The organism is Cohnella luojiensis (assembly GCF_004564235.1).
Lineage (GTDB): Bacteria > Bacillota > Bacilli > Paenibacillales > Paenibacillaceae > Cohnella > Cohnella luojiensis.
The window spans coordinates 17,054-40,297 of the sequence record NZ_SOMN01000003.1 but is presented as its reverse complement, the minus strand read 5'-3'; the positions used below and the strand labels follow the sequence as shown (position 1 = coordinate 40,297).

At 52.9% G+C, this 23,244-nt stretch carries 29 protein-coding genes; 2 read left to right on the top strand and 27 right to left on the bottom strand.

Features of this window, described 5'->3' with window-relative positions; all coding sequences use genetic code 11:
- Window positions 1-15 precede the first annotated feature (15 nt).
- The 23 genes from ahrC to E2980_RS03765 all read right to left on the bottom strand — a co-directional run bounded on the left by ahrC (window position 16) and on the right by E2980_RS03765 (window position 17,990).
- Window positions 16-465: a transcriptional regulator AhrC/ArgR gene (gene ahrC / locus E2980_RS03875; protein WP_135150820.1), complete on the bottom strand. Its 450-nt coding sequence runs from the start codon at window positions 463-465 to the stop codon at window positions 16-18.
- Window positions 462-929 carry a hypothetical protein gene (locus E2980_RS03870; RefSeq protein WP_135150819.1) on the bottom strand — a complete coding sequence of 156 codons (468 nt, stop codon included), beginning with the start codon at window positions 927-929 and terminating at the stop codon, window positions 462-464. Before E2980_RS03870 ends, ahrC begins: the two co-directional genes overlap by 4 nt.
- 201 nt (window positions 930-1,130) lie before the next feature.
- Window positions 1,131-1,985 (bottom strand): TlyA family RNA methyltransferase, encoded by an 855-nt coding sequence (locus E2980_RS03865; protein WP_135150818.1) that lies wholly within the window; start codon window positions 1,983-1,985, stop codon window positions 1,131-1,133.
- Window positions 1,985-3,880, bottom strand: coding sequence for a 1-deoxy-D-xylulose-5-phosphate synthase (dxs, locus tag E2980_RS03860; protein WP_135150817.1), 1,896 nt, complete (start codon window positions 3,878-3,880; stop codon window positions 1,985-1,987). Before dxs ends, E2980_RS03865 begins: the two co-directional genes overlap by 1 nt.
- Before the next feature lie 306 nt (window positions 3,881-4,186).
- Complete coding sequence (locus E2980_RS03855) at window positions 4,187-5,098, bottom strand: polyprenyl synthetase family protein (protein WP_240702854.1); 912 nt, start codon at window positions 5,096-5,098, stop codon at window positions 4,187-4,189.
- Window positions 5,099-5,125: 27 nt separating this feature from the next.
- On the bottom strand, window positions 5,126-5,404 hold the full coding sequence (gene xseB, locus E2980_RS03850) for an exodeoxyribonuclease VII small subunit (RefSeq protein ID WP_135150816.1): 279 nt from the start codon (window positions 5,402-5,404) through the stop codon (window positions 5,126-5,128).
- The gene (xseA, locus tag E2980_RS03845) at window positions 5,404-6,759 is read right to left on the bottom strand and encodes an exodeoxyribonuclease VII large subunit (RefSeq protein WP_135150815.1); all 1,356 of its coding nucleotides are present in this window, start codon (window positions 6,757-6,759) and stop codon (window positions 5,404-5,406) included. Before xseA ends, xseB begins: the two co-directional genes overlap by 1 nt.
- A gap of 14 nt (window positions 6,760-6,773) precedes the next feature.
- Complete coding sequence (gene folD / locus E2980_RS03840) at window positions 6,774-7,625, bottom strand: bifunctional methylenetetrahydrofolate dehydrogenase/methenyltetrahydrofolate cyclohydrolase FolD (RefSeq protein WP_135150814.1); 852 nt, start codon at window positions 7,623-7,625, stop codon at window positions 6,774-6,776.
- Window positions 7,622-8,080, bottom strand: a complete 459-nt coding sequence (gene nusB / locus E2980_RS03835) for a transcription antitermination factor NusB (protein ID WP_135150813.1) — start codon at window positions 8,078-8,080, stop codon at window positions 7,622-7,624. The genes folD and nusB overlap by 4 nt, the downstream gene beginning before the upstream one ends.
- Before the next feature lie 150 nt (window positions 8,081-8,230).
- A complete protein-coding gene (locus E2980_RS03830) occupies window positions 8,231-8,461 on the bottom strand; it encodes a DUF2273 domain-containing protein (RefSeq protein WP_135150812.1) in 231 nt (76 codons plus the stop codon).
- A 14-nt stretch (window positions 8,462-8,475) separates the two neighbouring features.
- Complete coding sequence (amaP, locus tag E2980_RS03825; RefSeq protein ID WP_135150811.1) at window positions 8,476-9,039, bottom strand: alkaline shock response membrane anchor protein AmaP; 564 nt, start codon at window positions 9,037-9,039, stop codon at window positions 8,476-8,478.
- Between the two features lie 189 nt (window positions 9,040-9,228).
- A complete protein-coding gene (locus E2980_RS03820) occupies window positions 9,229-9,636 on the bottom strand; it encodes an Asp23/Gls24 family envelope stress response protein (protein ID WP_135150810.1) in 408 nt (135 codons plus the stop codon).
- 119 nt (window positions 9,637-9,755) lie between these two features.
- Complete coding sequence (accC, locus tag E2980_RS03815; protein WP_135150809.1) at window positions 9,756-11,135, bottom strand: acetyl-CoA carboxylase biotin carboxylase subunit; 1,380 nt, start codon at window positions 11,133-11,135, stop codon at window positions 9,756-9,758.
- A 19-nt stretch (window positions 11,136-11,154) separates the two neighbouring features.
- Entirely contained in the window at window positions 11,155-11,643 is a 489-nt protein-coding gene (gene accB, locus E2980_RS03810; RefSeq protein ID WP_135150808.1) for an acetyl-CoA carboxylase biotin carboxyl carrier protein, read from the bottom strand.
- Between the two features lie 266 nt (window positions 11,644-11,909).
- Window positions 11,910-12,569, bottom strand: a complete 660-nt coding sequence (locus E2980_RS03805) for a SpoIIIAH-like family protein (RefSeq protein ID WP_167746961.1) — start codon at window positions 12,567-12,569, stop codon at window positions 11,910-11,912.
- A 43-nt stretch (window positions 12,570-12,612) separates the two neighbouring features.
- Entirely contained in the window at window positions 12,613-13,263 is a 651-nt protein-coding gene (gene spoIIIAG / locus E2980_RS03800) for a stage III sporulation protein AG (protein WP_135150806.1), read from the bottom strand.
- A 20-nt stretch (window positions 13,264-13,283) separates the two neighbouring features.
- Window positions 13,284-14,000, bottom strand: a complete 717-nt coding sequence (gene spoIIIAF / locus E2980_RS03795) for a stage III sporulation protein AF (RefSeq protein ID WP_135150805.1) — start codon at window positions 13,998-14,000, stop codon at window positions 13,284-13,286.
- Between the two features lie 18 nt (window positions 14,001-14,018).
- Complete coding sequence (spoIIIAE, locus tag E2980_RS03790; RefSeq protein WP_240702853.1) at window positions 14,019-15,260, bottom strand: stage III sporulation protein AE; 1,242 nt, start codon at window positions 15,258-15,260, stop codon at window positions 14,019-14,021.
- A 24-nt stretch (window positions 15,261-15,284) separates the two neighbouring features.
- Window positions 15,285-15,674 carry a stage III sporulation protein AD gene (gene spoIIIAD / locus E2980_RS03785; protein WP_135151034.1) on the bottom strand — a complete coding sequence of 130 codons (390 nt, stop codon included), beginning with the start codon at window positions 15,672-15,674 and terminating at the stop codon, window positions 15,285-15,287.
- A gap of 9 nt (window positions 15,675-15,683) precedes the next feature.
- Window positions 15,684-15,887, bottom strand: coding sequence for a stage III sporulation protein AC (gene spoIIIAC / locus E2980_RS03780; protein ID WP_094050916.1), 204 nt, complete (start codon window positions 15,885-15,887; stop codon window positions 15,684-15,686).
- Window positions 15,888-15,965: 78 nt separating this feature from the next.
- Window positions 15,966-16,493, bottom strand: coding sequence for a stage III sporulation protein SpoIIIAB (spoIIIAB, locus tag E2980_RS03775; protein ID WP_135150804.1), 528 nt, complete (start codon window positions 16,491-16,493; stop codon window positions 15,966-15,968).
- On the bottom strand, window positions 16,486-17,631 hold the full coding sequence (spoIIIAA, locus tag E2980_RS03770) for a stage III sporulation protein AA (protein ID WP_240702852.1): 1,146 nt from the start codon (window positions 17,629-17,631) through the stop codon (window positions 16,486-16,488). Before spoIIIAA ends, spoIIIAB begins: the two co-directional genes overlap by 8 nt.
- A gap of 95 nt (window positions 17,632-17,726) precedes the next feature.
- Window positions 17,727-17,990, bottom strand: coding sequence for a YqhV family protein (locus E2980_RS03765; protein WP_135150803.1), 264 nt, complete (start codon window positions 17,988-17,990; stop codon window positions 17,727-17,729).
- Between the two features lie 190 nt (window positions 17,991-18,180).
- Between E2980_RS03765 and comA the strand changes: the two genes are divergently transcribed.
- Together comA and E2980_RS03755 are read left to right on the top strand one after the other, a co-directional pair.
- Window positions 18,181-19,005, top strand: a complete 825-nt coding sequence (gene comA / locus E2980_RS03760; RefSeq protein ID WP_135150802.1) for a phosphosulfolactate synthase — start codon at window positions 18,181-18,183, stop codon at window positions 19,003-19,005.
- A gap of 106 nt (window positions 19,006-19,111) precedes the next feature.
- Complete coding sequence (locus E2980_RS03755; protein ID WP_135150801.1) at window positions 19,112-19,570, top strand: DUF441 domain-containing protein; 459 nt, start codon at window positions 19,112-19,114, stop codon at window positions 19,568-19,570.
- Window positions 19,571-19,624: 54 nt separating this feature from the next.
- Here E2980_RS03755 and E2980_RS03750 read toward each other — a convergent pair whose 3' ends face one another.
- The 4 genes from E2980_RS03750 to aroQ form a co-directional block, all read right to left on the bottom strand.
- Window positions 19,625-20,878: an aspartate kinase gene (locus E2980_RS03750; protein ID WP_135150800.1), complete on the bottom strand. Its 1,254-nt coding sequence runs from the start codon at window positions 20,876-20,878 to the stop codon at window positions 19,625-19,627.
- 154 nt (window positions 20,879-21,032) lie between these two features.
- On the bottom strand, window positions 21,033-21,590 hold the full coding sequence (gene efp / locus E2980_RS03745; RefSeq protein ID WP_135150799.1) for an elongation factor P: 558 nt from the start codon (window positions 21,588-21,590) through the stop codon (window positions 21,033-21,035).
- 35 nt (window positions 21,591-21,625) lie between these two features.
- A complete protein-coding gene (locus tag E2980_RS03740; RefSeq protein WP_135150798.1) occupies window positions 21,626-22,699 on the bottom strand; it encodes a M24 family metallopeptidase in 1,074 nt (357 codons plus the stop codon).
- Window positions 22,700-22,762: 63 nt separating this feature from the next.
- On the bottom strand, window positions 22,763-23,200 hold the full coding sequence (gene aroQ, locus E2980_RS03735) for a type II 3-dehydroquinate dehydratase (protein WP_135151032.1): 438 nt from the start codon (window positions 23,198-23,200) through the stop codon (window positions 22,763-22,765).
- Between the last annotated feature and the right edge of the window lie 44 nt (window positions 23,201-23,244).

Sequence of the window (23,244 nt, the reverse complement as noted above, 5' to 3'; positions counted from 1 at the left end):
CTCGTCGAATGTTGATTATTGCATCATTTCGTATATGCGGCCGAGCACGTCGTCGCCCTGAGTTTTCGTCCTGCAAATCAGAAGCGAGGTATCGTCGCCGCTAATCGTGCCCATGATTTCCGGCCAATCCATTCCGTCGATTAGCGAAGCGATCGTATTTGCCGTTCCAGGCAAGCATTTAACCACGACCAAATTTTCCGCGGCTTCCGCACCTACGAAGTGATCGAGCAAAGCGCGCTTGAGCTTATGCGTCGGGTTGAATCGCTGATCTTGAGGCATGGAGTACTTGTACCGCCCGTCTTCGAGCGGAACTTTAATGAGCTGCATTTCCTTAATATCGCGGGATACAGTCGCTTGCGTTACCTGCATTCCCTCTAAGCTCAGGACCTCCACTAATTCCTCTTGCGTTTCGATTTCCCTCCCGCCGATCAACTCGCGAATCTTACGTTGCCGTTGTCCTTTCATTCCACGCCAGCCTCCACTTTGAATCGTACGATTTTTAATTGCTGTTCCTGAGCTAGCACGATGACGATTCCTTCGCATTCCGGGAACAATAATGCATAGGCGAGCAACCGCTCTCTTAATCCGCTTGCCGTCCATTCCATCGGTTGCCTTGACCTTTCGAGCTTTACCAGAAAGTACTTGTCATCCTTAAAAGCCAAATAATCGAAGTAAAGGCGCGTAGGCATCACGGGACCATCATCCAATGCAACGCCCAACGGAATACGATGTTTCCCCGACAGCACCTCATATCCTTGCTCTTGCAGAAGCTGAACGTTATCGTCCTGATCGACGCCGCCGGCGGTTGCTAACTTGCGAAGCCTGGAACCGGGCGGTTCATGCAGCCATCTATCGAAACGCCTCAGCACCCACCATATCATGATACCCGCCGCCGCGAGCATGATGATCCAATCCCCGAACCTATCCATGCTTTGACCTCCTAGGTCATTTCATTAACGGAGGAACATAGGCTGTATGGACATGATGTTCTAATGCTCTCTTTTCTTTCGAGATTTATCCCTTATTATCCTCTTTCGAAAGCAAAAACCCGGAGCTTAGCCGGATGGTCCGGTCGATTCCTCCGGCCGTTCTTCGGCAGCTCCGGGTCAACCGGGCAATGGCTATTAACTTTATTGAGCGCTTCGCTTGAAGGTCGATCCTGCTTCTTCCACGGTTTGCTTAATGAGCTTATTTAATTCGTCCTCCGACAGCTCCGGCAATGGCTTGTCTTGTTCTGACAATTGCCAATGGGCAAGGAACTCAATGTTTCCTTCTCCCCCGGTAATCGGCGAAAAGGTTAGCCCTTTAAGTTCAAAGCCTAGTCCATTAGCCGTCGATAGAACCTCCCGCAGCACATTGGCATGGACCGCAGGATCCCGTATGACGCCGGATTTACCAACGTGTTCTCTTCCCGCTTCGAACTGCGGCTTGATTAAGGCCACAGTATGTCCGCGCGATTCCAACAAACCGGCGAGCACCGGTAAAATAAGCTTAAGCGAGATGAACGATACGTCGATCGATGCGAAACCGGGCTTGGGTCCGTCCAACAGATCCAAGGTCATATGCCTGAAGTTCGTTCGCTCCAGCACCTGAACCCGCTTATCCTGGCGTAAGGACCAGTCAAGCTGATTGTATCCAACGTCAACCGCGTATACGCGCGTTGCTCCGTTCTGAAGCGCGCAGTCGGTGAACCCGCCCGTCGAAGCGCCGATGTCCAGCATGACGGCATCCTTCAAGTCCAAACCGAAATGCTTAATGGCTTTCTCAAGCTTTAAGCCGCCACGGCTTACGTATGGGTGAAGAGCGCCTTTCACGGTTATCGCCGCGTCCCGCGGAACTTTGGTGCCCGCTTTGTCCACGCGTTCCGTTCCGATCAATACCAAGCCTGCCATAATGGCCGCTTTGGCCTTTTCTCTGCTTTCGAAGTACCCGAGCTCGAGCAGCAGAACATCAAGCCGCTCCTTGGCAACCGTCGTTTTCTCCATTAAGTCGCCTTCTGCCTTTTGCGTACCGCGAGAGATCCTAGTTGCTTGGCAATCGCTTCGGCCGTCAGTCCGCTTTCGGCGCGTTGCTCCTTGATCGTCGCATGCTCGATGAATCGATCAGGAACTCCCGCGATATGGATAGAGACAGGTTGGATCCCCTGCAATGTGTAGTATTCAAGAATCGCGCTGCCCAATCCGCCTTGAACCGCTCCTTCTTCGACCACCATCAGAGGAATGCGTTCCTTGGCCATTGCCTGCAACATTTTCTCGTCCAGAGGCTTAACGAATCTGGCATTGACGACGCGTACGTTAATCCCTTCTCGTTTCAATAGCTCCGCAGCTTCTTCCGCGACTTGAACCATAGGTCCGATCGCGAGCACGGCGGCGTAGTCGCCTTCCCGTACCGTTTCCCAAGTGCCGATCTCGATCGGTGTCATCGTATCGTCTATGGCAACGCCAGTTCCGGCTATTCGAGAATAACGGATCGCAATAGGTCCTTCTTCGTAATCCACTGCCGTTTTCATCATATTTCTTAACTCGTTCTCGTCTTTTGGCATCATGATAACCATATTAGGGATATGTCTAAGAAAAGCGATATCGTATACTCCTTGATGGGTTTCCCCATCGGCGCCAACGAAACCTGCCCGGTCGATCGCGAAGATGACGTTCAGATTTTGCCGGCAAATATCATGCACGACTTGATCGTACGCTCTCTGAAGGAAGGTAGAATATACCGCGAACACGGGTTTCATGCCTTCCATCGCAAGCGCCGCGGACATCGTAGCCGCGTGCTGCTCGGCGATCCCGACGTCGAACATCCGGTCCGGGAATTTATCCGCGAACTTCAGAAGTCCGGAACCGCCAGGCATGGCGGGCGTAATCGCGACAATACGCTTATCCCTTTCGGCGAGCTCGATCAGCGTATTGCCGAACACTTCCGTGTACATAGGCGGGCCGACCGGCTTAACGACTTGGCCGGATTCGATCTTGTAGGAGCCCGTTATTCCGTGCCACTTGTGTGAATCTTCCTCGGCGGGAGTGTATCCCTTTCCTTTCACGGTCAGCACGTGTATCAGAACGGGACCTTCCACGCTGTCCGCCTGTTTGAACGCTTCGAACAATTTGGTTATATCGTGTCCGTCAACGGGCCCGAAATATTTCAAGCCGAATTCCTCGAACAGCATCCCGTCCGGAGCAACGAGGTATCTCAAGCTGTCTTTCACTCGCTCGGCCGTGCGGGCAAGTTTTCCGCCGATTGCCGGAACTTTGCGCAACAACCAATCGAGCTCATCCTTCGCCTTGCGATAAATTTTCTCGGACCGAACCTTGCCTAAATAATTATGAATCGCGCCTACGTTAGGAGCGATGGACATTTCATTGTCGTTTAGCACGACCGTCAAGTTGCGCTTCTCATGTCCGATATGGTTCAAGGCCTCGAGCGCCATCCCGCCGGTTAGCGCGCCGTCCCCGATAATGGCAATGACCTTATTCGATGCCCCTTTCAGGTCGCGCGCCAAAGCCATCCCCATCGCTGCGGACAAAGACGTGCTGCTATGGCCCGCTTCCCAGACGTCATGCTCGCTTTCGTTACGTTTCACGAAGCCGCACAAGCCGTCTTTCTGCCGCAAAGTATCGAAGCGGTTCTGGCGTCCCGTCAGCATCTTATGAACATAGGCTTGGTGTCCGACGTCAAAGATGAATTTGTCTTCCGGGCTGTTATACAAATAATGTAAAGCTAACGTGAGCTCGACCACGCCTAAGTTCGGCGCGAGATGCCCCCCGGTAGCGGACAGTTTTTGAATTAGAAAATGCCGAATTTCTTCAGCCAACTGAGGAAGCTCGGGCAACGTCAATTTTTTCAAGTCGGTCGGACTGTCGATTTTCTCGAGCAGCAAGTGTTGTTCCCCGCTTTCCCCAAAAGGATATTACCGCTATTATACCATATTCCCAAACAATGCCCAAATTTCATCATCGGCTCATGAAGCAAAGTCAAAGTGTTGCACAGCGAAATAGCGGAACCTCGTTCCGTTATTGCGGCTGTTAGTGCTGCTTTCAGTGAAATAGCGGAACCTCGTTCCGTAATTGCTGCTATCAATGGTGCTTTCAGCGAAATAGCGGAACCTCGTTCCGTTATTGCGGCTGTCAGTGGTGCTTTCAGCGAAATAGCGGAACCTCGTTCTTAATTCGTATAAGTTGTCAGCTTAGTGGTCCCTGTTCAACAGGTAATCCGCGATTTCGATCAGTCTATCCGGCGTCTTAAGCCCTGCTTGAAGCAAAGCTTCGTTCGCTTCTTTCGTCAACTCGGCGACGCGTTTGCGGCTTTCGTCCAGTCCGAGCAGGAACGGGTAAGTTACCTTTTCTTGACGTTCGTCGCTCTTCACCGGCTTACCTAGCTTTTCCTCGGTTCCCGTCAAGTCGAGAATGTCGTCCTGAATCTGGAAAGCCAAGCCTACGTTACGTCCGAATAGTCCGAAAGCCGTCAATTGCTTGTAGTCGGCTTCCGCGGCATGTCCTCCGGCTCTAAGCGAGCATGCAATCAGATCGCTCGTTTTGTGCACGTGGATATGGACAAGCTGTTCCAGCGACGTAACTCCCTGCTCGCCTAACATGTCGTCTACTTGTCCGCCGACCATGCCGGGAAGTCCCGCGTACATAGAGAGCTCCTCCACTACGGCGAGCACCCGTTCGGCCGGAACTCCGTTTTTAGCGGCTTGAGTTGCGACGTGGAAGGCATGCGTAAGCAAACCATCTCCCGCTAAGATAGCCATCGCATCCCCGAACATCTTGTGATTCGTCAACCGGCCGCGCCGATAGTCGTCGTTATCCATGGCCGGCAGATCGTCATGGATCAGCGAATAAGTGTGGATCATTTCGACGGCGCAAGCAAAGTTCACTGCGCGAGCGGAAATATCCTCATTGTCCGTTACGGCTTCGGCCGCGGCAAGCACCATTATCGGACGCAGCCGCTTTCCCCCTGCAAGCAGAGAGTAATCCATTGCTTCCCGAAGCCTATTCGGAATCGTCCATCCCGTCGGAAAAACCGACTTCAATGCCGTTTCCACCTTTTCGCGCCGATGTTGCAAATAAGTATGTATTCCCACCGAAGTTGTCACGTCAAAGACCCCTCTGTTTCACGAAGCTTACGCTTCTTCTTTCACCGCTGCGAAAGGCTTTCGCTGCAATCCGGCATCGCCTTCTACCAACATTTCGATTCGACGTTCGACCTGCTCTAGCTTCTGCCCGCATAATTTAGATAACGACATTCCTTCTTGGAATAGCTCGATCGCGGTTTCAAGCGGCACATCCCCGCTCTCCAGCCTGGCAACGATAGTTTCTAATTTTTCCATTGCTTGCTCGAAAGTAATCGCTGGGACGCTTTCTTCTTTCGAGACGTTGTCCGTCGTTCCGTTCTTAGCCATTAGGTTTGCTCCTCCCCGTGAATGCCCCATACTTGGCAATCCAATTTCCCATCCGTTAATCGAACATGGATTAAGTCGCCTGGTTGCACTTCGTTAATGGAACGAATAAGCCTCTTCTCCTGCTCGTCATAGACTAAGCTATATCCGCGTGCCATGACCTTCAACGGACTCAGCGCGTCCAAATGACGTACAAGCGAACCGAATTGGTTTTGCCGCTGCCGCAAGATTCCATTCATAACGAGCTCCAGCCCTCTGGCCGCGGACGTCATCCGTTTACGGGCAAAGGCGGCTTGCTGATTCGGGTTGACTGCATTCAACCTTCCGCTTAGACGCGATAGACGTTCCTTCGCTAAGGCTTGCTTTGATTGGATTCGATACTGAAGGCGATCCCTCAGCCTGTCCAGTCGTTCCGCTTGAACAAGAAGACTGCGCCTCGGCTGCGTAAAATAAGGAGATCGCGCCGCATGCTGCCAACGTTCCCTAGCCCGGCCAAGCAAGCCGCCCAACGACTTCCCCATTCTCTGCTCTAGATGAACGAGCCGTTGCTTTAGTTCGCCCGAATGCCTGACGGCAAGCTCAGCTGCCGCGGTTGGAGTCGCCGCCCGTAAATCCGCCGCGAAATCGGAAATCGTGAAGTCCGTCTCATGCCCAACCGCCGATATGACCGGGATTAACGATGCACGGATCGCCCTTGCTACGGCTTCTTCATTGAAGGCCCACAGCTCTTCCAGAGATCCTCCGCCGCGTCCGACGATAAGCACGTCAGCCTCTCCGAGAGCATTCATGGCCTTTATCGCTTTGACGATGGATGGAGCGGCCGCCTTCCCTTGTACCGATACGGGATACAACAAGACGTGAACGCCCGGATTACGTCGCTCTAGCGTAATCATGATATCCCGAACCGCCGCGCCGGTAGGTGAAGTGATGACGCCTACCGTACGAGGATATCGCGGCAGTTCCCTTTTGACTCCGTCATAAAAGAGCCCCTCCGCCTCGAGCTTCTTTTTCAGTTGCTCGTACGCGAGATATAGGCTTCCAACCCCGTCCGGCTGCATGGCCGTGGCGTAAAATTGGTACGCGCCATCCCTTTCGTAAACAGAGATGCCTCCGCGAGCCAACACTTTCATCCCGTCCTTAGGAGCGAAAGGAAGCCGTTGGTTGTAGGAGGCAAACATGATGCATTTAAGTCTTCCGCCTTCGTCCTTCAGCGTGAAGTACATATGACCGCTGGAATGGAACGTGAAATTGGAAATCTCGCCTCGCAGCCAGATGTCCTGGAGTCCGGAATCGCCTTCGAGCTTCATCTTGATAAGCCGATTGACGTCCCGAATGCTCAACGCGCGTACCGGTTCCATCGCTTGACCCCTCCCTAAACCCGAGCCCGTTTAGCCGACTTCAAGGTGTTCGCCATCAACATCGTAATGGTCATAGGTCCGACTCCGCCCGGAACGGGCGTGATCCAACCGGCCGCGTCAAGTACGTCGTCGTAGTCTACATCGCCGCATAATTTCCCGTCAGGCAGACGATTCATTCCTACGTCGATCACGACCGCTCCCGGTTTGACCCATTCCTTCTTGACGAGTTTCGCTACGCCGACCGCTACGACCAGCATATCTGCTTGGCGTGCCATTTCCGGCAGGTTCGGAGTTCTGGAGTGACAAATCGTAACGGTCGCATTCTCGCGCAGAAGAAGCATAGATACCGGCTTTCCGACTATATTGCTTCTTCCGATCACGACGACATGTTTTCCGGCGGGATGGTTTCCCGTTCTTTTCAGCAGCTCGATCACGCCGGATGGCGTGCATGGCAAGAGCGCGTCGTCGCCGATCATCAGATTCCCGACGCTCTCGGGGTGAAACCCGTCCACGTCTTTCTCTACCGATATGGCGTCGATAATCGCTTTCTCTTCGATATGTTTCGGAAGCGGAAGCTGAACAAGAATACCATGAATGTTCCGTTGTTCATTATATTTATGAATAAGCGCGAGGAGCTCGTCCTGAGACGTCTCCGCAGGGACCCTAACTACCTCCGAATAATAACCGAGCTGCTCGCAAGCCTTGGCTTTGTTCCTCACGTAGACTTGCGAAGCAGGATCTTCTCCGACCAAGATGACAACCAATCCGGGCGTGATTCCATTCTGCTTCAGCTGCTCGACTTCCAACCGCAGTTCTTCGCGAATCGATTCCGAAATTTGTTTTCCGTTAATGATTTGGGCGCTCACGGCTTCTCACCATCCCGCGACTGATTTTCTTCTCTTTCCCGTAACATTCGCCCTAGAACTCCGTTCACGAACTTCCCGTTCTCTTCTAGGCCGAAATGCTTCGCCAGCTCGATAGCTTCATTAATGACGACTTTAGGCGGAACATCCTGGTACATCATCTCGTAGACGGCCAGACGCAAAATTTGACGATCGACCCTAGACAATCGGTCAACCTGCCAGCCGGTCAGATAGACGACCAGACTCTGATCGATCGTCTCTAACTTGTCTTGAACACCCTTCACCAACTCGCGCGTAAAGGCATCGATTTTGGCCAATTCCGCCACATCCGTACCGATCTCGTTGTCTTGTCGCGCTTCTTCCATCACGATATTGACGGCTTCGTCGCCCGTCACGCCGTTCATCTCTATCTGGTACAAGCTTTGTACCACGATTTCCCTAGCAATTCTGCGCTTCATGATTCCTCCTGAATGCTTCTAATCGTTCAAGCCCTTACCTTCTATTATGATGCTAATAAAAAACAAAAAAACCCATGAAGCATCTATTCCAACGGAAACTGCGGAGACTTTCGTTCCGCCGTCCCTGCCTGGGCAAGAACATCACAGGGATTATCGCGACCAAGGCCAACGATCCGCCACCCAATCCGTCACTTTTTCCCACGGAAAAAGAGGTCCCCGGCGTTCGTCCTTGAGCTTACCAATCCAATAACCGATGCCAATGAGCAAAGCGCAGAACAGCATATCCCAGAATCCGCTGATTAAATAAATAATGCCGAATAAGAGACCCGCCGCAACCCCCGCGATTTTTCCGCCGGAAGTTTCCCACCAGACTCTCCACATAGGCGGTTCTCCCCCTATTCTACACGGCTTTTAAAAGTAGTAGGCGCCTGAGTAACGTTCGCGATGAATACGGAAACTTCCGCCACCGGAATGCCCGTCGCCTCTTCGATTTGTTGCGAAACCGTGCGTTGCATTTCCTCCGACAACGTCGGGATGGAGCCTTCCCCGTCCACGAATGCGCGAATGAGAATACCTAATCCGGCTTCCGACACTCTGACGCGCGCGCGCAAGTCCTTAACGCCTTTCGTACGGGATGCGGCTTTAAGCGCGAGATTCTCGACGGTTTCCACCGAGATGCGAATATCCCCGTGCTCCGTCCTTTGGTTAATAGAAGGGGCCGAGTTGCCGTCGCGTCGAATGGACAAGACAAAAAATCTCATGCTGATCAAGAGCACGATAATCGCAACCCCGATCACTGAGCCTTGAACAACGCGCGAATCGCCGGTAAATTCGGAGACGACTTCGTTAAGCCATTTTACGGAGAAACCCCCGCTTGCAGCGACGATCGCAATTATGGATGCGGCTCCAATCGCCACACTGTATAAAAATAAGAGAAGCCTGTCCAACAATTTAATCAACGTAAGCGCCCTCCCTGTCAAGTATAAACGGCTTCTCCGTCCATAGGACGGCTAAATACGCAGGAAAATGTCCCCGATTTGCGAAAAGACCTCTGCGAGAGTTCCCTGAAGGAAATTCTCGTCAGAGGGCCGTCATCCGCAGACCGGAGGTTTTGCCGTTGCCGCGGAAATCAGGTTGCGGTTAGGTCATTATCTAACACGTACATTGGATTCATCTTCTTCGGGCTTTTCGCCTGTTTTGAAGTGAACGTCGTGAATATGTACGTTAACTTCCACAACATGAAGTCCGGTCATTGTCTCGATCGAGCGTTTGACGTTACGTTGAATTTCGGTTGAAATTTCCGGTATCCGGCGTCCGTACTGGACAATTATCGATACGTCAACAGCTGCTTCGCGTTGTCCGACTTCCACCTTAACGCCCTTGGATAAATTCTTCCGTCCAAGAAGTTCGGCGATTCCTGAGGAAAGTCCACCGCTCATGCCTGCAACGCCATCGATTTCCACTGTCGCCAATCCGGCAATCACCTCGATGACTTCCGGGGCGATCTCAATGGTGCCCATTTCCGTCCGCTCGTAATCCGGGGCTATCGTTTCCATGCGTAGTTCCACCTCCACATACCCGGACTAAATCGAAGTAAGTCCGAGCATTCGCCTTCACTATTTATAAATATAGCATTCCCGGATTATTATGACAAACGCTTGGCCTAAAATTAGTTCTAGAATCCATTGTCCGGGGCGCCTTCGCTATCCCCGTTGATGTCATGCTCTTCGAGAAACTTGATATCGAACGTGCCTTTGGCGAATATCGGGTGATTCATCAGCTTCAAATGGAAAGGAATCGTCGTCTTGACGCCTTCTACCATGAATTCGCTTAGAGCCCGGCGAGTTCTAGCGATTGCTTCGTCGCGCGTAGGAGCCCAAACGATGAGCTTGGCTATCATGGAGTCGTAGTGAGGAGAGATAACATACTGCGGATAAGCAGCGCTATCCACCCGAACTCCAGGACCTCCCGGCGGCAAGTAGAACCCGATGCGTCCCGCGGAAGGCATGAAATTCCTCTCGGAATCTTCCGCGTTGATGCGGCACTCGATGGCCCAGCCGTCGAACTTCACGTCTTCCTGCTTGAAGGAAAGAGGAGCCCCTTCAGCGATCGCAATCATCTCTTTAATCAAGTCGATGCCCGTGATCATCTCCGTCACGGGATGCTCCACCTGAATGCGGGTGTTCATCTCCATGAAGTAAAACTGCCCATCCGGTCCTAGCAAATACTCGATCGTGCCGGCTCCCGAGTAGTTCACCGCGCGAGCGGCTCTAACGGAGGCTTGGCCCATCCGATTCCGAAGTTCCGGAGTCATGATGGCGCAAGGAGCTTCCTCGACGAGCTTCTGGCGGCGGCGTTGCACCGAGCAATCCCGCTCGCCAAGATGCGCGACGTTGCCGTGCTTGTCCGCAATGATCTGTATCTCGACGTGTTTCATTCCCGTCAAGAACTTCTCGAGATATACTCCCGAGTTGCCGAAAGCTTTCTCGGCTTCCTGCTGCGCCGTCGTGATCTCGCGAATAAGCATCTCTTCGTTCTCCGCGATGCGAATACCGCGGCCGCCGCCGCCGGCGGTGGCCTTAATAATGACGGGATAACCGATATCGCGAGCCACGCGAATCGCGTCGTCGAGATCCTCGAGCAGGCCGTCGGATCCGGGAATGACAGGTACGTCCGCATCTTTCATCGTTTGCTTGGCAACCGATTTGTCGCCCATACGGCTAATTGCGACCGATGATGGACCGATAAACGCAATATTGCAAGTTTCGCAGATATCCGCGAAATCGGCATTCTCGGAAAGGAATCCGTAGCCCGGATGAATGGCGTCGCAATCCGTTAAGGTCGCCACGCTCATAATATTCGTTAAATTCAAATAGCTGTCTTTGGATGCGGTAGGTCCGATGCAATATGCCTCATCGGCCAGACGAACGTGCAGCGATTCCCTGTCGGCTTCGGAATACACCGCTACCGCGGTAATTCCCAGTTCCCGGCATGCGCGAATGATTCTTACCGCGATTTCGCCGCGATTGGCAATCAAAATCTTATTAAATTTCAAGATGAAATCCTCCTCGGGATTATTCCGGCTTCACTAGGAATAGCGGTTGGCCGAATTCGACGAGCTGTCCGTTCTCCACGAGAATGTCCACGATCTCGCCTTTTACTTCCGCTTCCAAAGGATTCATCAGCTTCATCGCTTCCAGAATGCACACGACTGATTTGTCGGAAACTTTGTCGCCGATATTCACGAAAGATGCGGCATCCGGTGATGGAGAACGGTAGAACGTGCCCACCATCGGGGAAACGATCCGGTGCAGGTGAGAATCGTCCGCCACTGCGGGTTTTGCTTCCTGTACGGGAGCGGACGGAACTGAAGGCGCTTGCGCAGTTGTCTGTACTTGCGGCAGGTATGTATGAGAAAGGTGGGGAGTTTGCACGTTAACGACTTCAGTGCGGCCCGGCTTGCGAATAGACAATCGCATGCCTTCGTTCTCAATTTCCAGTTCATGCACGGTTGTTTGGTCTACCAATTTGATCAATTCTTTGATTTCGCTCAGCTTAAACATCTCGGTCACTCCTTGATTCGGGATTCCCCGTCTAAAGAAAGCATGTTCGATCCCACAACGGAACTATTATACCATAATCGACCGAAATGGAAAGAGTTATGCTCCGTCGAATCAGGATTAGCGTAGCCATCCCTTGAGAGACGCGCTTCGGGAGGGATAACGTCACGCCTTGCCGCAAACGCGAAAAGGGAACCTCCTCCATGTAGATGGAATATCTACTTGGAGGAGGTTCCCTCGTTACCATGAGTGCCTCGCCCATTGCTAGGCTAGGTTTTTTGCACGTACTGAACGCTCACTCTGTCAGGTGTTACATCAAGCTCCTTGGTTGCCATTTCCACGATGTTCACCGCTTGTTTTTTCTCCAGCTTGTCGCTCAGAACGATGACTTTGAAATTCGTGTCTACTTCTTCTACGACCGCGTTATCGTATTCTTGAAGCAGCTTTTCTTGCAGGCTCGTAATTCTGGAATCCATATCCTCGAGCCGGTATAACTCTTCCATGGCGGCGGCAGTCTCTTCCTGGGTCAGCTTCGTATTGACGCTTTTCGCCCTTAATTCTTCCGCTTTCTTGCTCAAGTTCTCTTGATACTCCAGCAATTTCTGGTCGAACAGTTGGTTGCCCCTGATTTCGGTCAGCCCTTTAAGAACTTCTTGGTCTTCCGGCGAAATTCCCTCCGGATCTCCCTCTACCCCTTGCGTCTCGTTGGCAGTGCCATCCGTTGCGCTTCCAGTCAACTCATCGGTTGATTGGTCGACTTCCGTCACGGAGACGCCGCCAGGGTTAGTTGCTTTTTCAGCATCGGCAAGTTGGGTCGTTTCCGTATTGGTTACGGTAGGTGCATCCTCGGTGAATAAGTAGTAGGCCGACAGGATCACCATCAAGCTAAGCATGGATACCAACCAAATGGTTTGGCGTTTGTTATTCATTTTTCCATTCCTCCCAGGTTTCATTATCGAATTCGATTTATGGCTATGTTTTGCGAGGCACGACGGATATCCGATGGATCGGCACGTCGAGCCCGCGGGAAACCGCTTCGGCGACTAGCTTATGCACGGTCGGGTTCTCCGCCCCGTTCGCCACGATCAGAACTCCGCGAATTCGCGGCTTCAGCTTCTTGACGACGATAGGAGACTGGTTCCCTGACGAAATTTCGTACAGCACGACCTGGCCATCTTTGGAAATATCCGTAATGTGGCGCTTGGCTCCGTTCCTGTCCGTCTCTTCGGTAATGGTGGACATCATCTTCTCATTCAGTTGAACGATGGTCTCCTCGGTGGAATCGACCGTCACCAGGACGTCCGCCGTTCCGACGCCGACGATCCGCTCCAACAACTCCTTTAACCGGCCTTCATACTCGGTTTCGATTTCCGCGAAGGTAGTGCCCTTCCGTTCTTCGGTACCTAAGAAGGTTTCTTCTTGCGGGATGTCCTCGTCCCGGGGCGGTGAAAGGCCGGGATCCTTGGAGGGATCCAATTGCTTGACATTCAGCAGGGAAGCCGCGAGCAGCAGAGCGGCGCCGATCAAACCGATCAGCACGAGCCACCGGAACGCTTTGACTCTGCGCGGCCCACCCGAACCTCCGCCGATGAACGATTCCAGCTGCTCTAACCATTTTGCCATTTCGCGTCCTCCCGATTGAATTATTCAGGCGCTCCAGAAGTAAGCAGCTTCACTTCTACGATATTTGCCGAAAGGCCGAAACGGCTCGCAACCAAAGCGGATATGCGCAAGCGCGTTTCCCGGTCGGTCTCCATTTCCTGCGGCTCCGCAAAGACGGTTTGCTCCCCCTCCGTTCCCGGCTCCTCTTTTTCCGGCCAATCTTCTATTTCAATGCGGATCTCGACAGCCGCTATCGGTTCTATGTTTTCCGAGGGAGCAGGGGGGACCGCTGAGCTCGTTGGCTCCGGCTCGAGCAGGACGGCTACTTTCGCTACACTAAGAGCCCCGTCCGAACCGCGCTCCAGCTCTACGTCTACCTTGCGCACTTCGCGTTGTTCGCTTTGCTCCACTTCGCTTCGAATGGCCGCGGCCAGCTTCATTGATACCAAGTCCGCCGCTTGCGCGCCATGCTTATCGCGCAGTTTCGCGCCTTCTTCCTCGATCATCGCCATTTGCCGATCCGCGCTATCCGGTGTCAGTTCCACCGCGCTCAGCCCATCGGCAAGCTTGCTGCTGAAATCGCCTTTCATCCAATGCAAGATGGGCGTAGCCACGGTCATGAGTATGAATAACCCGGCAACAAGCCTCACGTACCTTTGCATCGTGCGGTTGGGCAGCAGCAGGTCGATGAGCGATGCCAGCAAGACGACGGCGATGATTTGGCGAAGCCAATTGGAGAGACCCTCCATCAGCCCCATCCGGCGCTCACCTCCTTATCAGCGGATCATGAGGGCGGCATTGCCCGCGGTTAATATAATCGTCACCGCCAGGAAGAACATGAGGCCGACGGAAGCCAAAGCCGCGAAAACATAGATAAGCGTCTTGCCGATCGTCTGCAGGCAATGCACGATCGGCGTGTCCCCAAGCGGCTGCATGACCGCTCCCGCTAAGTTGTAGATCAGGGCAAGCGCAAGGATCTTAATGGCAGGGAAAGCGCACAGGAACAGCAATACGATGACTCCCGTCAGCCCCACCGCGTTCTTGACGAGCAAGCTTGCCGACATGACCGTGTCCGTCGCGTCCGAGAACATCTTGCCCACGACCGGCACGAAATTGCCGGTTACGAACTTAGCGGTCCTCAGCGCGACCCCGTCGGTTACCGCTCCCGTAGCCCCTTGAACCGATAACACGCCTAGAAAAACGGTAAGCAGAATTCCGAGCACCCCGATGCCGACATTCCTGAGCAGGTTGGCAAGCTGCGTTACCTTGTAGCGGTCTGTGATCGCGCTCACGAGGTGCAATACGGCCGAGAAGAATAGCAAGGGGAAAACGACCAAATGCACGAACGTTCCTACCGTATGGATCATGAAGACGATTAGGGGATGCAGGACCGCTACCGATGTGATTCCCCCCGTACCCGCTAGAAGTGTCAATAGGAGCGGTACCATCGCCAGCATGAATTGCACCATGCTCGCGATCGCGTCGCCAGCATACGAGGTAGCCGTTCGAAAGCTATTAACCGCTATTATGATAAGCACCATATAGGCAATTCCGTAGGCAACCTTGCTTACCGCGTTGCGCTCGAACGCGCTTTGCATCGTCTCGAGCAGCATCGTGAACACGGTTAACAGGACGATCGTAACGAGCAACTTGCCGCTGTACAGCACTTCATGAAGGAAGAACCGCCCAATACCGATAAACGCCTGGCCGGCGTTCCATGGCTTTCCTTCGGGGAACATAAGCTGTCGCAGCTCAGGCAGCTTTCCTTCGGGAAAATAACCGCCGTACTGCCCTTTCAGATCGTTCCAGTATTTCTGGATCTGACCCAGCTCGATGTCCTCGCTTTGCCGTTTGGCCAAGTCGCCGGATAGCTGCCCCTGCTTCTCCTCCCCATTCCCCGCGGCATTGTCGGGAAGCTCCGACTCCGAGAACGCTATGGAATCCCCGATCGGAAGAAAGAACATCAGCATGAACAGCGGGATGAAGAGCTGTCTGCGTATTGCCGTCTGCCGTAGCATGTTCTCCCTCCCGTCCGCGAGCCGTCAAGCCGGCAGCAAATTCAGCACCGTTTCGACGATGACGCTGATGATGGGCACCGCCATAACGAGTATAAGCATTTTACCGGCGAACTCGATCTTGGCCGCGATGCTTTCAAGCCCTGCGTCCCTTACGATCTGCGCTCCGAATTCCGCGATGTAGGCGATCCCGATGATTTTCAGCATCGTCTTCAGGTACACCGTCGGAATACCCGAGCGATCCGCAAGCTCTTCGATCACAGAGATCACGTCATCGATTTTCCCCACGAACGCCAGGAATATCGCAACCCCGACGAACGCGGCCAGTAAATAGGCGAACATCGGTTTTTGTTCCCGGATGACAAGGATAAGCACGGTCGCAAGAAACCCGATTCCGACAATCTGGAGAATGTCCACCCGATTCACCTACTGGAACAGGAATATCGTCTTGATTTCCTGGAATAGATCGTTGAGCATGCGTACGACCATGAACAATACGACCACGAATCCGATCAACGTTACCCAATGCGCCATATCTTCCTTGCCCATCTGCTTCAACACCGTATGAATCATCGCCACGATGATACCGATACCGGCGATTTGAAATATGGTGCTGATGTCGATGTTCATCGTTATGGCCTCCCAACTGATCCCCAAGCATAAACGGCTATCGCAGTCCTTGGGATGGCGGATTAACGTTTATGTCGGTTATATCATCAGAATGACGACCAAGGCAGCCCCGAGCATTCCCAAGCTGCGGCTTAGCTTCTCGTAACGGTGCTGGTCCTCCCTTGCGGACGATTCCTCCGCCTGCAGTTGGATCATCGTTAGGCGAATATGCTTAAGCTGGTCCTCCCGCCCGCTCCCTCCAAGCGTCGAGCCTAGTCGGAGAACGGCTTCCTTCTCCGCTTTCTTCATGGCCGTTGCCGGCCAATGGACGTTGATCGCCCGCTCCCAGCACTCCCTGACCGTTTCTCCGGATCCCGCGGAATTGCCAGATAACGAGTAAGAGATGCTTGAGAACATGGAGGAGAGCGGTCTTGGAACCAGCTCGGAAATACGTCTCAACGCTTCGGGGAGATGAGTCTGCCCGTAGCTGATTTCCGTTTCCAGGCGCTGGAGCGCATGAAGCAGCTCGCGAATTTGCCGTGGTCGCGCGGCGTAACGGGAGGCTTGAAGGAAGCCGATCATCGTACCCGCGAACAAGATGAGCAATATACCGGCGAATTTAAGCATCGTCGAACCCTCTTGCCTCAAGCGGATTCGGAGACCGAATGACCGGCATCGACCGCGCTTTGACCGTAACCAGAGTCGTTGATGCAGTTGTCGATCCGTTCATAGCGGCTGGCTTCTTAGTCTCCCATGGCGCATCTCTCGGAGTTGCCCCGATCGTTCGGCTATATGTCCGCGACGTTTCTTGCAGAGCCTCCTCCGCTGAGATGATTCGGTGCTCTACCTTTCCTCCGACCCTGGATAAGAACACATAGGAGCCGAATACGCCATCCGAGGCTAATTTAGCAAGCACGGGCCTTGCGAATACGTCCGATATATCCGTTGCATGAGCGGTAGCTAACACCCTAACCCCTGCATGAATGGCTTCATTAATAGCTTCCGCGTCCTCCGGTCGTCCTATCTCGTCCACGATAATGATTTCAGGAGAGAGCGACCTTACCATCATCATGATGCCTTCGGCTTTCGGGCAGGCATCGAGTACATCGCAACGAGGACCAAGATCGAACGTAGGAACCCCCCTTTCGCTGGCGGCGATTTCCGAACGTTCGTCCACGATGCCTACTTTACGGCTTCCCCATTCCTTCGCGGCGGGATGCCCCCAATCCCCTAAGCTTAAGCAACGGGCTAAATCCCTGATGAGCGTTGTTTTTCCTTGCTGTGGCGGAGAGACGATTAACGTATGGCGTATCGTCCTAGCCTTGAAATCTAGCAATCCGGGCAATACCTGGGAAGCGAAACCGATACGAGCGCGCGCAATACGCACGTTAAAACCTGCGATATCCCGCAGGTGAGATACGAGACCTTTGTCCAGAACGGTGCGTCCGGCAAGTCCGATACGATGTCCGCCAGGCACCGTAACGTAACCTCTTCTCAGTTCCTCTTCCACCGCGTAGATGGAATGGTTTGTCACTCTTTCGAGCAACGCTCGGCACAGCTCCTTGCTTGGCACAAAAGCTTCCCGATGCTGATCCGTTAAAGTGCCATCTTCGCGAACGAACGAATATCGGCTTCCATAGCTGATTTCAAGCGGCCGGTTCTCGCGAATGCGGATCTCTTCGAGCTCCTCCCTAGCAACTGCCGGAACCTGCTCCAGCACGAAACGCAGGGAAGACGGGAACAGCTCCATTAAAGGTTGCGGCAATTAGGCTCCCCCTTTCCCGGAAGTTGATCTTTGCTTTTCATGTGTATGCTTGGACAGCGGGATTATGCCTGCTTGGCCTAACTGGACAACGGTCGTTACTTCCTTAGAATGCCTATTAAAAGACAGCCGACGCCTGCGAGAATCCAAACGAATTTCGCGGGCGACAGCTTGTCCGCCAAACCGACGAGCCCGATCGTCGTCGTGGAGATGAGCACGAGCGGCCCTACCAAAGCAAGCATGGAATTGACCGCCAATGCTTTCTGTACATCATTTAACCGGATCATGACAATGGCCGCGGTTAGTTCGATACTGCCGGACAAAATCCGTAGCATCGCCATGCTGAACGCTGCTTTATCCATTTTAGTTCCCCCTGCAAGTAAGGAATGATGTATTGCGCTTATTCTATGTCTATGCGGACAAGACCTGTAACTTGTCTGATAGATGGGAGAACTTTATCGACATTCGAAACTAAGAGATCACCATACTATAGGCGAATGCATATATTGGCTTGGTAATATCCACCTTGTAAACAAACGAGGAGAGTTGAGTATGGAAATCACGACACTTGCATCCACGTGGCCAGCTGCATTAACCGACCCGAGCGGACGAAGGCAACTTAAGCCCCGTACAAAGGGCCGCACAATGGTCATCGACAAAGGCATCGGGCTTCACGCGTTCACGGATCTGCTGGCTACTTCGGGGGAATATATCGACATCATCAAGTTTGGTTTCGGTACTTCGCCCTTGTATCCGCTGCCCGTCCTTAAGAACAAAATCGAGCTTGCGGCGAACCAAGGAATAACGGTCATTCCCGGAGGCACGCTTCTTGAAGCCGCAGTCAGACTTGATATGGTTCCGGGCTTTTTCCGGCAAGTTCTTGCGCTCGGATTCACGGGCGTTGAAGTGTCCGACGGAACGATCAACCTTAGTCGCGGCCTGCGCAACGATCTCATCAAGGATGCCAAGAGCCTGGGGCTCACGGTATTCACGGAATATGGGAAAAAGCTCTTCGGCTCGCGCATCGACGTTGACGATTTCGCTAATACAGCCGAACAAGATTGGTCTTGCGGAGCGGAATTAGTCACCGTAGAGGCAAGGGAATCGGGCAAGGGAGTTGGCTTGTTCGATGAACGAGGGGATTGCAGGGACGATGATCTGTCCCACATCCGAAGCGTGATACCGAATTTAAGCCGAGTACTTTGGGAGGCGCCGTTAAAGGAGCAACAAGTATCCTTAATTAAGACGCTGGGACCGGACGTTCATCTAGGCAACATCCCCGTCCACGATGTTATTACCTTGGAATCGATGCGCCGGGGATTGCGTTCCGATACCTTCGAACTGCAGCAAGTTCCTTTTTTGGAATACATGATTTAATATATTTCCTATTCCAATCTCACATCAAGAAACAAGCCCCGCGTTCTAAACGCGGGGCTTGTTCCATATCGTGTACCAACCATCCAATCAGGAGTGTGTCGCCGTTATGTATGGAGAGTTGGTTCTGGTCGCATTAATCGTCATCGGACTGATCGGAAGATCATCCATTATCACAACCGCCGCTTGCATCCTCCTGATCATCAAGCTGACGAGTCTCGAAAGGTACTTGCCAACGATCGAAAGAAGAGGAATCGAGCTTGGCTTGCTCTTTTTGACTTTAGCCGTTCTTGTCCCATTCGCTTCCGGTCGCGTCCAGCCTAAAGACATTCTCGCCGCCTTTAGCGGCTGGACGGGATGGGTCGCGATCGCGGGAGGCGCCATGGGCGCCTATCTCAACAGCAGAGGACTAGATACGTTGAAAATGGACCCGCAGCTTATCGTCGGAATCGTGATCGGTTCCATCGTGGGCGTGCTGTTCCTAAGAGGGATCCCCGTCGGCCCGCTCATGGCCGCAGGATTAGCCGCGATTCTGATCAAAATCGTACAATTAATCCTCGGAAAATAAATGAAGCTGCCCAACGAGCATGAAAGACTCGTTAAGCAGCTCTCGAAGTTGAATTTAGCGACGATCCTGAGGACCGCCGACGTACGCGGTTTCTGCCGTATCCAGCCCGTAAGCGGTGTGAAGCGCACGAACGACGTCCTGTACCGGCTCGGCGGCGATGATGCAAGACACTCTGATTTCCGAAGTGCTCACCATCTTGATGCTGACGCCGACGCTTGAGATGGCTTCAAACATTTTCGCGGCCACTCCAGGGTTCGACACCATTCCCGCTCCGACGATGGACACCTTCACCAAGCCTTCCTCGTAAGTCACCTCACGGTAAGGAACCTCCGCCTTAATCCCGGACATAACATTCATCGCGCCCTGGCGATCGGCAAGCGATACCGTAAACGAGAAATCCGCCTTGCCATCCTGAACGCCGCTTTGAACAATAATGTCAACATCTATGCCGTTATCTGCTAGAGCTCCGAACATCTTAGCTAGAACGCCTGGCAGATCCTCCACGCCCAGCACGCTGATGCGGGCTACATTTTTATCCGAAGCAATTCCCCTTACGACTACGCCTTGTTCCATTTCCGCGGCCTCCCTCACCAACGTGCCTTCATTTTGCGTAAAACTTGAACGAACGACCAAGTTCACATTGTAATTCTTGGCGTACTCAACCGCGCGCGGGTGAAGCACCGCCGCTCCCAAATGCGCCAACTCCAACATCTCATCGTAGGATATTTCGTCTAATTTTCTTGCGCATTTCACGACGCGAGGATCGGTGGAGTAAATGCCGTCAACATCTGTATAAATTTCGCATACGTCCGCTTTAATGGCCGCAGCCAGCGCAACGGCCGTCGTATCCGAACCGCCGCGTCCGAGCGTCGTAATCTCTCCGCTCTGAGTCATTCCCTGGAATCCGGCAACGATGACTATGTTTCCTTGATCCAAAGAGGCAAATATTCTCTCGGGAGAGATATCGCTTATCCGCGCTTTGGCGTGAACGTCCTCGGTTACTATTCCAGCCTGCCATCCCGTATAAGACCTTGCTTCATGTCCCAGCTTATGGATCGCCATCGACAGCAGGGCAACCGAAATCTGCTCGCCCGTCGTCAACAGCATATCCATCTCGCGGGAAGGCGGATTATCGTTAATGTCGTTTGCTTTGTCGATTAGTTCATCCGTTGTATCTCCCATCGCCGATACGACAACGACGACGCGGTCGCCTTGCAGCTTCTTGTCGATAATTCGCTGCGCCACACGACCCATTCGCTCTGTCGTGCCGACGGAACTTCCGCCGAATTTCATTACTATCAAAGACACCGGTAGTCACTCCCCAAACGGATACTTAATAACTATTATGAGAACATCTGCATATAGCATTATATTATAGCACAAGAACATTGGCCCATTAATAAAAAAAATCCCCGATTTCGCAATAATTTGCGAAAACCGAGGATTTTCAAGATCCATAATATTATGCGCGGGAAATATATTTGCCTTCGCGCGTATCGATGGACAAGACGTCGCCTTCGTTAATGAATAACGGAACTTGAACGGAGAAGCCCGTTTCGAGCTTGGCGGATTTGGTGGCGCCGGTAGCCGTGCTGCCTTTGATCCCCGGCTCTGCTTCCACTACCTTCAGATCTACGCTGTTCGGAATCGTGATTCCGATCATGTCTCCTTGGTAGCTGGCGATGTTAACGGTCATGTTCTCGGTCAGGAAATTAACTTCCCATTCGAGCTGGCTTTTGTTCAATTCGAATTGGTCGAACGTTTCGTTGTCCATGAACGTGTATTCCGAGCCCGAGTTGTACAAGTATTGTACCGCACGGTTCTCAACGTGTGCGCGAACCACGTTCTCGCCCGCGCGGAACGTTTTCTCCACGACGTTGCCGTTGCGAAGGTTCTTCAGCTTGGAGCGCACGAACGCGGCGCCTTTACCCGGTTTAACATGCTGGAAATCGAGCACGGTATAGAGCCCGCCTTCCACTTCGATCGTCAATCCTGTTTTAAATTCGTTTACGGAAATCACTTAAATACTCCTCCTGTAGAGACATTGCTCCATGATTAGTCCAATACGATCAGCTGTTTAGGAGAGCTCGTTAGAATTCGGATCCCCTTGTCGGTCACAACGACGTCATCCTCGATCCTTACCCCGCCGAAGCCGGGTAGATAGATTCCGGGCTCAACCGTTACGGTCATTCCTGGTACCAGTACGATATCGCCTGTTAAAGACAGCCGAGGCGCCTCATGAATTTCCATCCCGAGTCCGTGTCCCGTCCCATGGCCGAAATATTCACCATAACCATACCTTGTGATGATATCCCTCGTCAAGGCATCGCCTTCTTTACCCGTCATTCCGGGTTGAAGATGGTCCAGCGCGTATTGCTGGGCCTCCCTGACGATCTCGTAGATTTCGCGATGCTTGTCGCTTGGTTTACCAACAACGACGGTTCGCGTAATATCCGAGCAATAACCGTTATAGTATGCGCCGTAATCGAGCTTAACGAATTCGTCTCTTCCGATCATTCGGTCGCTCGCAACTCCGTGCGGCAACGCCGAGCGTTCCCCGGATGCCACGATGGTATCGAAGGAAGAACTTGTAGCGCCTTGCGAACGCATAAATACTTCAAGCTCTAACGCGATCGCCTTTTCGCTTACGCCGGGTTTGATGAATCCCAAAATATGTTCGAATGCGCGATCGGCCAGATTAGCGGCATCCTGCATGATCGCAAGCTCGCTATCGTCCTTGATCATCCGCAGCTTCTCCACGATGCCTTCCGAGGTGATTAGCTTTACGGGGCTCAATGCCTTTTCTATCGTTTTATAGGACGAATAAGTGACATCGCGCTCTTCGAACAATAAGCTATCGATGCTCCATTGACGAAGTAAATCCGCGACGGAAGCGTATATGTCGGCTCCATGCTCTACGATCTGATAACCTTGCGCCTGTTGCGGAGCCTGCTCCTTGTATCGGAAGTCGGTTATGAGCGCGGCACTGTCCGCCGTGATCAAGACTACGCCGGAAGAGCCGGTAAACCCGGTCAGATAACGACGATTTATGGGATTAGTAATAAGTATGGCTTTCCCTTCGGAATTGGCGAGCAGCTCGCGCAGTCGGGTGACACGGTTGTTGGGCATAGTTATTCCTCGCTTTCGCGTAAGACGGCCGGTGCCGCCTTTTCTCTTTATACTCTTGTGTTATTAGGCTTGGATGTGGCGGCACAAGGCCTGCAGTCCCAATTCATAGCTGGCCGGGCCGAACCCCGCAATCTGGCCGAGCGTAACCGCGGCGGTTACCGAAAATTGGCGGAAGGATTCCCGTTTATGAATATTCGAGAGGTGAACCTCGACGGCCGGAAGCCCAACGGCGGACAACCCGTCACGCAATGCATAGCTCGTATGAGTTAATGCTCCGGGATTGATTAATATTCCGTCGTGCCTCCCGTAAGCGGCATGGATTTCATCCAACAGCGCACCCTCATGGTTAGATTGGAAGAAATGCAACTGCGCTCCCAGCGTCTCGCCGAGAGCCGTTAACCTTGACTCGATTTCCTTCAGCGTGACCGCGCCATAGATGCCCGGCTCCCGAACTCCCAGCATATTCAGATTCGGTCCGTTAATAACCAAAATGCTTATCATATCCGATTCTCTCCTCCCGACAAGGCCGCAATACGATTCGTCCA